The sequence below is a fragment of the Planctobacterium marinum genome, from assembly GCF_036322805.1.
Lineage (GTDB): Bacteria > Pseudomonadota > Gammaproteobacteria > Enterobacterales > Alteromonadaceae > Planctobacterium > Planctobacterium marinum_A.
In genome coordinates this window covers 3340400-3352294 of the sequence record NZ_AP027272.1, presented here as the reverse complement: position 1 = coordinate 3352294, position 11895 = coordinate 3340400, and the positions used below count along the sequence as shown (strand labels likewise).

At 46.4% G+C, this 11895-nt stretch carries 7 protein-coding genes; all 7 read left to right on the top strand.

What is annotated here, in order from left to right:
• The first annotated feature begins 9 nt into the window (after positions 1–9).
• Positions 10–1026: an aspartate-semialdehyde dehydrogenase gene (locus tag AABA75_RS14910; RefSeq protein WP_338293423.1), complete on the top strand. Its 1017-nt coding sequence runs from the start codon at positions 10–12 to the stop codon at positions 1024–1026.
• A 419-nt stretch (positions 1027–1445) separates the two neighbouring features.
• On the top strand, positions 1446–7436 hold the full coding sequence (locus AABA75_RS14905; protein ID WP_338293421.1) for a FimV/HubP family polar landmark protein: 5991 nt from the start codon (positions 1446–1448) through the stop codon (positions 7434–7436).
• Between the two features lie 60 nt (positions 7437–7496).
• The gene (gene truA / locus AABA75_RS14900) at positions 7497–8294 is read left to right on the top strand and encodes a tRNA pseudouridine(38-40) synthase TruA (protein WP_338293420.1); all 798 of its coding nucleotides are present in this window, start codon (positions 7497–7499) and stop codon (positions 8292–8294) included.
• 218 nt (positions 8295–8512) lie between these two features.
• Positions 8513–9379: an acetyl-CoA carboxylase, carboxyltransferase subunit beta gene (gene accD, locus AABA75_RS14895; RefSeq protein WP_338293418.1), complete on the top strand. Its 867-nt coding sequence runs from the start codon at positions 8513–8515 to the stop codon at positions 9377–9379.
• A gap of 3 nt (positions 9380–9382) precedes the next feature.
• Positions 9383–10657, top strand: a complete 1275-nt coding sequence (gene folC / locus AABA75_RS14890; protein WP_338293417.1) for a bifunctional tetrahydrofolate synthase/dihydrofolate synthase — start codon at positions 9383–9385, stop codon at positions 10655–10657.
• Between the two features lie 52 nt (positions 10658–10709).
• The gene (locus AABA75_RS14885; protein ID WP_338293416.1) at positions 10710–11306 is read left to right on the top strand and encodes an SPOR domain-containing protein; all 597 of its coding nucleotides are present in this window, start codon (positions 10710–10712) and stop codon (positions 11304–11306) included.
• Positions 11307–11397: 91 nt separating this feature from the next.
• A complete protein-coding gene (locus AABA75_RS14880) occupies positions 11398–11889 on the top strand; it encodes a CvpA family protein (protein WP_338293415.1) in 492 nt (163 codons plus the stop codon).
• The last annotated feature ends 6 nt before the right edge of the window (positions 11890–11895 follow it).

Below are 11895 nucleotides of genomic sequence, written 5' to 3'. Positions count from 1 at the left end.
AAGTAGTAAATGTCTCGCGCATTTGATGTTGCCGTTTTAGGTGCCACTGGTTTGGTGGGCAAAAACATGATTGAAATTCTCGAAGAACGCGGATTTCCAATCAACAATCTTTATCCCTTAGCAAGCGCACGCAGCGCAGGTAGTACCATTACCTATAAGGGTGAAGAGATTACGGTACAAGATGCGGATACGTTTGATTGGACCCAGGTACAAATTGGCTTTTTCTCAGCTGGAGGTAGTATTTCTGCGAAATATGCTCCTGTTGCTGCTGAGCAAGGTTGTGTGGTGATTGATAACACCTCACATTTTCGCTACGAGCCAGACATCCCGTTAGTAGTACCGGAAGTTAATGCCCACGCTATTGCTGATTTTAGAAATCGCAATATTATCGCGAACCCTAACTGCTCAACAATCGGCATGCTGGTGGCGCTTAAGCCTATTCACGACCACTTCGGGATCACGCGCATTAATGTGTCGACTTATCAATCTGTTTCAGGCGCAGGTAAATCTGCCATGGATGAATTGGCCAAACAAACGGCTGATTTGTTAAACGGCCGAGAAGTAAAAGTGGAAAGCTTTAGTCGCCAGATTGCGTTTAATTGTATTCCTCAGATTGATGTATTCCTCGATAACGATTACACCAAAGAAGAAATGAAAATGAGCTGGGAAACCCAAAAAATAATGGGGGATGACAGTATCCTGGTGAACGCAACAGCGGTGCGAGTGCCTGTGTTTTATGGTCATGGTGAAGCTGTGCATTTGGAAACCCAGCAACCAATGGATGTTGAGCAGGTAAAAGCCCTATTGAGAGACGCCGAAGGGGTTGTGTTGATGGAAAATCGCGAAGACTTCCCAACTCAGGTGGGTAACTCCAGTGGTAAAGATGACGTTTTTGTTGGACGGGTACGCCAGGATATCACTCATCCAAATGGTTTGAATTTGTGGGTTGTTTCAGACAACGTTCGCAAAGGCGCTGCTACTAACAGCATTCAGATAGCTGAAGTATTGATCCGCGACTATCTATAATTTCTATTTTCGGCCAGCACTATACTGCTGGCCAGCTTCTCTATATACAATCCTCTATCGCAACTGCCTATTTTATTTAAGTTTTTTTGATCTAAGCCGATGACCAGCAATAAGCGGGATTAAATCTGATTTTTGCTGTCCTCACACGGTGAATACTGTATTATCGGTGATGTTTAATCAGTGACTACAGCGCGTTTAGCTTTACTGTGAAATTGCACAGCAACGATATACACGCTTTGCCTCGGTAAGAGGGGAATTGGCTTGCTCACTGTATCTGGTTTATAGTTAGGTATGGAAATACCTCTGGTATTGGTATAAGTCTTGCAGCCAAACGTTGGTTTACCTTGTTTTGGCTGAAGTCATACAACTAACAACAAAAAATTGACGAAATTATAAAATCAAGACGGCAAAATACTTAAGTGCGTAATATTCAATCAGGATACAATTCCAACACAAGGGCATCCGGGCAAAGTCAGGCGTGCAAAGGGCTTGGCGTTTTCAGTTTAGTGCTTTTTTTCCTGCTCACTTGCCTGAGCTCCGGTACTTCGTATGCGCAACAGCAAAACGACAGGGTTATCGAGCTGCGTGGCGCAAAAAATTCCACAGAACAATATTCTGGCGCGACCTATGGTCCGATTGATTCGGACGATACTTTATGGCGCATTGCCGATCGTTATCGACAGAATAAAAATTTAAGCATCTATCAGGTGATGGTGGCCATCTATGAACTGAATAAGGATGCCTTTGCCACAGAAAACCTGAATACCTTGAAAAATGGCGCAATGCTGCGCTTACCCTCTGAGCGTTACATCGCTCGTATTGATGCACAAAACGCAAAAATTAAATCTGAGCAGGATGACGATGCCTGGTCGCCGGAAAATAAGCCGGGTGAGAGCCTGGTTAATCTCAAGCCGCCAGTAAAACTTGTGAACCGCGAAGATCTGGCGGAAACAAAAACCGAAATTGAATCCCGTCTGAACCGCATTAATGAAGAGCAGCAAGCGCAATTCAATGCCATCAGACAGCAATTTGCTGAATCCATCACCAGCGTAGAATCATTGCTAGATGAAAATCGCAAAATATTTGACCGACTGGATACGGTAAATAAAGAAATCGATCAATTACGAGAGCGGGCTAGCCAAGACCAAGTTGAACAATCACAGATGTTACAAATTCAGCAAGAAATGTTGGAATTGTTAACGCCTAAACCTGAAGAAGAAAAGTCACTAGATCTGTCGTTTTTAACTTCAGATATCTTTATCATCGTGTCCTCGTTACTGCTTACTTTGTCAGTGCTGGGTGGATTGACAATGTTCTTATTGCGTCGCAAAGGCGAAGAAGCGCCTGCGATTGAAACCGCTGCACCAGCCCCAGCCCCTGAAATGGCCTCAAAAGCCGTAGAAGAATCTGACGTGTTGGACGAGTTGAGCTCAGATACCTCGGATGAATTAGGGGACGACGATTGGGCAGATGATGATCTGTTTGGCGATGACGACCTCTTACAAGATGAATTTGCCGAAGAGCTGGACGACTCGCTAGACAAGGTACTCGAAGAAGAAATGAGTAGCCTTGACATGGATGACGACCTGTTGAGTGGCGATGATGACGATTTCGCTGACTCTGACAGCGGTTTGTTGGACCAGGGTGATTTAGATGATTTGTTCGCATCTGATGAATCTGACGATGATGCCGTCGAATTATCTGAAGCTGCAGAGGACGTGGATGGCATTTTGGATGAATTCGCGGAGTTGGATGAGCCCGAGGTTGAAGATTTCGATAGTGGCCTTGATGAAGAACTTGACGCAGATGAACAGTCCGATATCGACAGCATTTTGGAAGAGGCTGCAGAAACTGAAACTGCTAAAGAAATCACAGAAGAAATTCCTGAACCCGAACCAGAACCTGAGCCAGAACCCGAGCCCGTTGCGGAAGAAAGTGCTGAGGAGCTAGAAGCTTTTGATGCCGAGGAAGTTCTGGGCATTGCAGATGAAGATTTGCTAACCGATGAAGCGGTTGAAAAGTTAGAAGACAGCATCGAACAACAAAACGAGCAACTGGATAATATCACCGAAGAACTGACAGAAGTTCTGCAAAATGCGCCACGCAAGGAGCCAGGTGATCCTGATGTTGCGATAGAAGAGCCAGAAACAGCATTTGGCGATGATGTTGCATTTGGAGATGATGTTGCATTTGGGGATGAGGTTGGGTTTGGAGATGAAAGCGATTTTGAAGATTCATCTTTCTCTGATGAGGCCGAACTTGCAGATAGCCTGCTGGATGAGAGTGATTTAGATGAAGCCTCCAGTGACTTGTTTAGCGAAGATGATGAGGATTTGCAGGCTCCAGAAGATGAACTGGATGCTATGGTGGCTAATCAACCTGATACTGACGTAGAGTCCTTGCAGGATGAGCTGGCTGATGAACTCCTTGCCGAGTTAGGGATTGAAGAAGTTGCTGAGGGTGATTCAGGGCAGATGGATCTTGCCGATGAACTGTTGGCAGAGCTTGGTGTTGAAGACCCTGAGGTCATGAACCAAGAGCCGGACAGCACTCAAGATGATCTTGCTGACGAGCTGTTGGCAGAAATGGAAGCAGAAACCCAAGATGAAGATGACATTGATCAAGATTCATTAGCTGATGAGTTATTAGCAGAACTCGGTGTCGCGGATGAACCGGAAAACATTGAGCAGAGCAGCGAATATAGCACTTCACAAGCTGATAATGCGCAGGATGAACTGGCTGATGAGCTACTTGCCGAACTTGGGATGGAAGACGAGCTGGATAGCGACTCTGGAACCGACATCGAAGATATCCCGGAAAACGAATTAGCTGACAATACAGAGCAACAAGACGCAGACTTTGAAGAGCTTGATTCAGGTAATGACGGCATCGATGCTATCGAATCAGAAGAAGACAGGGCAGAGTCATTCGAGCTACCCGACGACGCCGACCGTGACAGCTCGGAGGCTGACATTGAAGAAGAGTCTTTGTCAAATATTAATGAGCTTGGTTTGCCTGAACAGGAAGAATTGCAAGACTCTTTAGAAATAGACGAACTTACAATACCGGGTGAGGATGATCCAAGTAGTGAGCTTGAGGCTGTCCCTGAGAATACGCTAGAGCAGCTCGATGAAAGTGAAGACCTAATCGATGAATCTGCGCTTATGGATGAGTCAGAAAACACCGCTCAAACGGACCCTGAGTCTCTCATGGCCGAGCAGGAAGAGTTTGATACTGGTGACGAAGGTGACACTGCGACCGAGGCCGAGCTTGCTGATTTGGATGAAGATGTTTCTGATTTCGCTAGCGAAGAGGAAATTGAAGCTAAAGTTACTGATGAATTCATTGATGATCCAGTAAATCAAGACGATTCTCTAGAAGCACAAGCAGAAGCAGAAGCAGAAGCAGAAGCAGAAGCAGAAGATAAGCCCACTTATCCAATAGACGATATTACCGATGAAGATTACAACGATTTATTAGACTCGCTTGCAACAGATGCTGAATCGACTGTTGAACCGGCCGCTGATGAAGACGCTGATACAAATGGATTATTCTCCGGTGAATTATCGCTTGAAGATATTCCTGATATTGCCTCTGATGATTTTGGTTCCAATGCTGAGGCTGAGAAAGAGAAAGCTCAAGCGGTTGAGGAAGATCCAGAAGAGTTGTCTCTCGAGGATATTCCAGAACTAAACGAAGATGCATTCAGTTCAGTAGGTCAAGTTTCTCCTGCTGATGAATCTGATTCATTACCTGATTTTTCTGATTTACCTCAAGGTGACTTGCTTGAGCCGGAATTACTCGACGATGAATCTGAATTAGCTGAGGTGGACGAATCACTTACACCAGAACTTGCCGAAATGGAATCGGCGCAAGCCGAGAACGAAATATTAGAAGACAGCCTGACTGATATTGAAGACGCGGCAGAAGAGCCCGGGTTGGTTGAAGAAGCAATAGAGCCTGAGTTGGTAGAGGATACTCTGGCTGAATTAGACTCGCCAGACGACGATTCGCTGGAAGACAGCCTAACTGATATTGAAGACGTTGCAGAAGAGCCTGAGCTGATTGAAGAAGCATTAGAGCCTGAACTGGTAGAAGAGCCTGAGCTTGCAGAAGAGTCTGAGCTGGCAGAAGAGCCTGAGCTGGTAGAAGAGTCTGAACTTGCAGAAGAGCCTGAGCTTGCAGAAGAGCTTGAGCTTGCAGAAGAGCCAGAGCTGATTGAAGAAGCATTAGAGCCTGAGCTGGTAGAAGAGCCTGAACTTGCAGAAGAGCCTGAACTGGTAGAAGAGCCTGAACTTGCAGAAGAGCCTGAACTGGTAGAAGAGCCTGAACTTGCAGAAGAGTCTGAGCTGGTAGAAGAGCCTGAGCTGGTAGAAGAGCCTGAACTTGCAGAAGAGCCTGAGCTTGCAGAAGAGCCTGAGCTTGCAGAAGAGCCTGAACTTGCAGAAGAGTCTGAGCTGGTAGAAGAGCCAGAGCTTGCGGAAGAGCCTGAACTTGCAGAAGAGCCTGAGCTGGTAGAAGAGCCTGAGCTTGCAGAAGAGCCTGAACTTGCAGAAGAGCCTGAACTGGTAGAAGAGCCTGAGCTGGTAGAAGAGCCTGAGCTTGCAGAAGAGTCTGAGCTTGCAGAAGAGCCTGAGCTGGTAGAAGAGCCTGAACTTGCAGAAGAGCCTGAGCTGGTAGAAGAGCCTGAGCTTGCAGAAGAGCCAGAGCTTGCGGAAGAGCCAGAGCTTGCAGAAGAGCCAGAGCTTGCGGAAGAGCCAGAGCTTACAGAAGAGCCTGAGCTTGCAGAAGAGCCTGAGCTGGTAGAAGAGCCTGAGCTGGTAGAAGAGCCTGAACTTGCAGAAGAGCCTGAACTTGCAGAAGAGCCTGAGCTTGCAGAAGAGTCTGAACTGGCTGAAGAGCCTGAGCTTGCAGAAGAGTCTGAACTGGCTGAAGAGCCTGAGCTTGCAGAAGAGCCTGAACTGGTAGAACCGGAAACAGACTTGCTAGATGAAGATTCGCTGGAAGACAGCCTGACAGATGTTGAAGATTTGTCAGAAGAGTTGGATGAAGAGAACCAGCTAGAAGCGTTGTTAGATGATTCTGATTTGGAACAGGAGTTTGAGAGTCCTGAAGAAGAACTCGATGATTTTGATGAAGCACTGGCAGAGTTCTCTGAAGGGGCAGAAGAAAGAGCTGATCCAGAAAGCGATATCGATGATATTGACGAGATTTATGGTTACAAAGACACCAGTGTTGACTTTGATGTTGAAGACACCCGCAAAGACGTTTCGCTACAAGATCTCAAGCTAACACCAGAGGAACATGTTGAATCTGAAGAGTCAGAGACGAAATCATTGGATGTCGAACAACAAACGTTTGAAGAGCCTCAGAGTGATGATGAAGGCTTAACAGATGATGATTTGGAGTCTGCGTTTCTCGAGCAAGGTGATGAAAACTCGCTTTTGGAGGATGATGAACTTCCAGAGCTGCTTGACGAATCAGAACAAGAAGTTGAATCTAACCCCGAAACCTCACTGGACGATTTGCCTGGGTTGGGTGAGTGGTTGGGTGAGGAAGATGAGCCTGACCTTGATGACATTAGCCTTGACAACTGGGCAGAGCAAAAAGAAGACAGTACTGAAGAACCAAAAAGCCTAGATGACGCTCGGATATCTACCCCAGAAGTAGAGCTAGACGACGATCTTGATGATATTCCCTCATTTGGTGGTGAGCCGGATGTAGTACCAGAGAATCCTGAAGATACAACGAGGGAGACGTCTGAACTAGAAGATGTATTTGATTCCGAGGGTTCAGATAATGACCTGGAGCAGTTAGCACAGGCTCTGGCTGATTCCGGCGATGATACCTTGCCTGATTTGGCTGATGATGACGAAGCGGCTCTTAATGAGCTAGAAAATACCAGCTTTGACGACATCTTGGGCAACATAGACGCTGCTCTGGAAGAGGATCTGGAGACAGAAGAGAGCGTTGAGCTGGAGAAAGAACCGGACTTTCCAGAAAACCCAGACTTAGATTTGGCGGCGTTACTCAGTGACGATGAAGATGTCTTACATGAGGAAATAGCAGAAGAAGCACAAGAACAGCTAGCAGAATTAGATGTTGATGATGAATTCCTTGATGTAGAAACGCTTTTGGAAGAAAGCTTGCAGGAGGATGAAACACCGCTATCTGAAAAGGATTTGAATATTGACATTGACCTGGAAGAGTTTACTGGTGTTGCTGCTGACGATGATGTAATTGATGTAGACCAAGACCAGGGTATCAATGCCAAGCTAGATCTTGCCCATGCTTATCTGGAGATCGATGATGCCGAGTCGGCGGAAATCTTATTGAATGAAGTTATCGAAACGGGAACTGCCGAGCAAAAACAAGAAGCTCAAGATATTCTGGCTCAATTAAAACGTTAGCTTTGAAAGTTTCCGGCGTTTCTTTTAACATGCAGCGTTTTTTCAACTAACCCGATTATTATGGCTAGAGTCGCATTAGGCATTGAATACAACGGGGCTGCATACTTCGGCTGGCAGCGCCAACGTAACGTGGACAGTATTCAGCAACACTTAGAGCAGGCGTTATCGCACATTGCACAACACAAGATAGATGTGGTCTGCGCTGGACGCACTGACGCCGGTGTCCACGCCAGCAATCAAGTGGTGCACTTCGATACTCACGTCGATCGGCCAGACAAAGCCTGGAGCATGGGCGGCAATGCCAATTTACCTGATACGGTTGCTATTAAATGGGCTAAACAGGTTCCTGACGAATTTCACGCGCGCTTTTCTGCCACCGCAAGACGTTATCGCTACATTATCCATAATGTAAGATTGCGTTCGGGTATATTCTACGGTGGTGTCACGCACCACTACCATCCTCTGGACGCTGAACGCATGCACGCAGCAGCACAAAGTTTAGTTGGCGAACAAGACTTTTCGGCGTTTAGAGCTTCGTTATGCCAATCCAGAACACCCTTTCGCAATGTTCATCATATAGATGTCATAAGACAGGGCGATTACGTCATTATTGATATTAAAGCTAATGCTTTCGTACATCACATGGTGCGCAATATAGCAGGTAGTTTGATGAAGGTGGGAAGTGGCGAGGAGTCTGTTGAGTGGATAGCTGAGTTGCTGGCCAATAAGGACCGAACGCAGGCCGCAGCCACAGCTAAACCTAATGGCTTATATCTCGTTGCTGTTGACTACCCGCAAGAATGGGGAATTCCTCACATGCCGCTTGGGCCGCTATTCTTGCCAGACGAGCTGGGTTAGACTGGCTCCAGTTGCTGGAGTTGGTATTGAATAACATCTTAGACCACATGGTCTTTCAATTGCTGTTAGAATGCGGCAATATCGCGTGATAAAGCGCACAAACAAAATCAACATGTTCGGTGAAAGTGTAGATATTTGGCGATAAACCCACTTTAAAAGTGCTTAAATTGCCTGGTAGCTTTCATCTTGCTAAATAAAATGTGAGAGAACTGAATTCAATGAGTTGGATCCAAAAGATACTGCCCAAGACCCAATCCGCCGTAAAAAGTAACGTTCCAGAAGGGATCTGGACTAAATGCGGCAAATGCAATGCAGTGCTGTACAAAGTGGAACTGGAAAAACAACTTGAGGTGTGTCCCAAGTGCGACAACCACATGCGTATCAGTGCGAGAGCCAGGTTAAATCACTTTTTAGATCAAGGTGGACGTACTGAATTAGGCTCAGACCTAGAGCCGCAAGACGTATTGAAATTTAAAGATTCAAAACGTTACAAAGACCGTATCGCCGCAGCTCAGAAAGCCTCTAATGAAAAAGATGCGATGGTGGTTATGCAGGGCAAATTGTGCGGTAAACCCGTTGTGGCCGCTGCTTTTGAGTTTGGTTTTATGGGCGGTTCAATGGCGTCGGTAGTTGGTGCGCGATTTGTAAAAGGCGTGGAAGCCTGTTTGGCCCACAATATGCCGCTTATTTGCTTTTCTGCCAGTGGTGGTGCACGTATGCAAGAAGCCTTGTTATCCTTGATGCAAATGGCTAAAACCAGCGCGGCATTGGCGAAAATGAGTGATAAGGGCTTGCCTTATATCTCAGTTTTGACTGATCCAACGATGGGCGGTGTTTCTGCCAGTCTGGCGATGTTGGGCGATGTAAACGTGGCTGAACCAGGCGCATTAATTGGTTTTGCAGGTCCTCGCGTAATCGAGCAAACCGTGCGCGAAACTTTGCCAGATGGATTCCAACGCAGTGAGTTCCTGTTGGAAAAAGGTGCCATTGACATGATCGTTGACAGACGTCACATGCGTCAAAAGTTATATGGTTTGCTGGACAAGTTACACCACTCTTCAGAAAATCCTTCTCAGGCTTCATAAGTTTTGACAATTACTATACGTCAGCCCGAAGATCTACAGGGCTGGCTTCAATATCTTGAAGCGATCCACCCAGCCCAGATTGAAATGGGATTGGAGCGGGTCGCTGATGTCTACGATGCCTTGCAACTTAGCTTTACAAACAGCACTGTGATAATGGTTGCGGGAACCAATGGCAAAGGTTCTACCTGTCGAATTCTAGAGAGACTGGCACAGGCTAGTGGCTTAACCACCGGGGTGTATAGTTCGCCGCATATTAGTGATTATCGCGAGCGAGTTCGTATTAACAATCAGATGTTGAGTGAATCGGCACATTGTAATGCGTTTAAACAGGTGGAGCAGGCAAGAGGGAATACTTCATTAACCTATTTTGAATTTGGCACATTGGCGGCCTTGTGTCTGTTGGCAGAAGCAAAACCCGATGTGATTCTGCTGGAAGTGGGCTTAGGTGGGCGTCTGGATGCAGTTAATATTGTGCAACCAGATGTGTCAGTGATCACCACAATCGATCTGGACCACCAAGCGTGGCTTGGCGATACACGAGAATTAGTGGGCTATGAAAAAGCGGGGATTATGCGCCGTGATATCCCTTGTGTGGTTGGCGATCTCGACATTCCTGACTCGGTGTTACAACATGCAGCTGCGACTAACGCAAACCTTTTTCGCCGGGACGAAGACTTTAAGGTAACTGAATTTGAGTCGCATTGGCATTTCAGCGCTAGTTGTAATCGCGGGGCGTTTTCTCTTGAAGCATTACCCAAAGGCAACCTTCCAATTCAGAATGCAGCGACGGCCTTGTTTACCAGCCGGCTATTAAACTGGTCACTCACAGACGAGCAAATCCGCCAGGTACTACAAACCACAACGTTACCCGGGCGTATGGAGGCTGTGTCTGATGATAAGCGGATGTTAGTTGATGTAGCCCATAATCCTCAAGCAACCGCCTATTTGCGCAAACAATTGCAAAATATACCTTATCGCAAGCTTATTTTTATTCTGGGTATGCTGTCAGATAAAGATTCCAGAGCCAGTCTCACGGTATTTAAAGATTTGTCTGCCACATGGCTGGTAGCGCCATTGGATTGTGCTCGCAGCGCTCAGGTTGAAGTGCTAGAATCTTCGCTCGCCGATTTTGGCCAGGAAGTAGTGACTTGTGCATCAATAGCAGACGCCGTCACTACCGCGCAAAATGCCGCGACTCATCCGCAAGACCTTATCATAGGCTTTGGATCGTTCTATACTGTTGCCGAAATCAAGCAGGCGTTGACCGAGAACAGCTGAAAAAATAGCTGCTCCGGTGCCAAAAAATAATTAGTAAGCAGGAAACTTTACCTTGGCTACCGCATTTCAAAATCGTCTTGTCGGCACTATTATTATCGTGGCTTTGGCCGTTATTTTTCTTCCCGAGATTTTAGATGGCGAAAAACGCCACAGTCAGGACCGTTTCGAGTCAATTCCTGAGCGTCCTCCGATGAAAACCTTTTCCAACTCCGAAGAGTTTCCCTTTGAAGAGGTGAGAGACGCAGTAACTCGAGAAGTGGAAATAGTGCAAGAACAAGCACTAGACGACACGCCAGACCAATCTATTAATGCAGTTGACGTTCCAGAGACTCAAACCCAAGAAGTTGCCGTTGATAATATTTCAGGTTCCAGTCAGACGGTGATGGAGCCCAAAAAAGAGCAAGTACAAGCCGGTTGGGTGGTGCAGTTGGGTAGTTTTAAACACAGTAAAAATGTTAAGGATTTGCTGCGCAAGCTTGAACAGGCGGGTTATCGGGCCTTTACGCGGCCTGTTAGCACCAGCTCTGGTACTTTAACGAAAGTGTTTGTGGGACCGGACCTGGATGAGGCTAAATTGCAAAACGCCATTCCTCACCTAAAAGAAGTAACTGGGCTGCAGGGACGTCTCACGCCTTTTACCGTTGATTAACACAAGACATACCTTCTTGGCTTTGTTAAAATGCGCGCCGATTTGAGTGTATTCTCCTTACATGCACTCCCCGTAGCAAAAAATGATGATAATGAATTGGATTGATTTCGCTATTCTCGGCGTAGTGGCCCTGTCAACGATAATAAGCTTGCTCAGAGGTTTTCTCAAAGAAGCCATTTCCCTAGCTATCTGGTTTTCAGCGTTTATGCTGGCCAGCTTTTTTTACGCCGATCTTGCTGTCTATATCACCTGGTTTCAAGACCAAATAATCAGAAATGCGGTTGCCATTGCCATTCTTTTCGTGACCACGTTATTGTTGGGAGGAATCATTAATTACCTCATCTCCCGTTTAGTCGTGTTCACTGGACTGACCGGCACGGACCGTGCACTTGGTTTGGTTTTTGGTATGTTAAGAGGGGTGTTGGTTTGTAGCGCCGTATTATTTTTCATGGACGCCTTCACACCTGCTCCTGGAACAGATTGGTGGAAAAGCTCAGTGCTTATCCCAGAGTTTGCATTTATTATCGAATGGTTTTTCGAATATCTGCAAAGCTCTTCAAGTTTTATTAGCCCCACTGTATAGGATCTC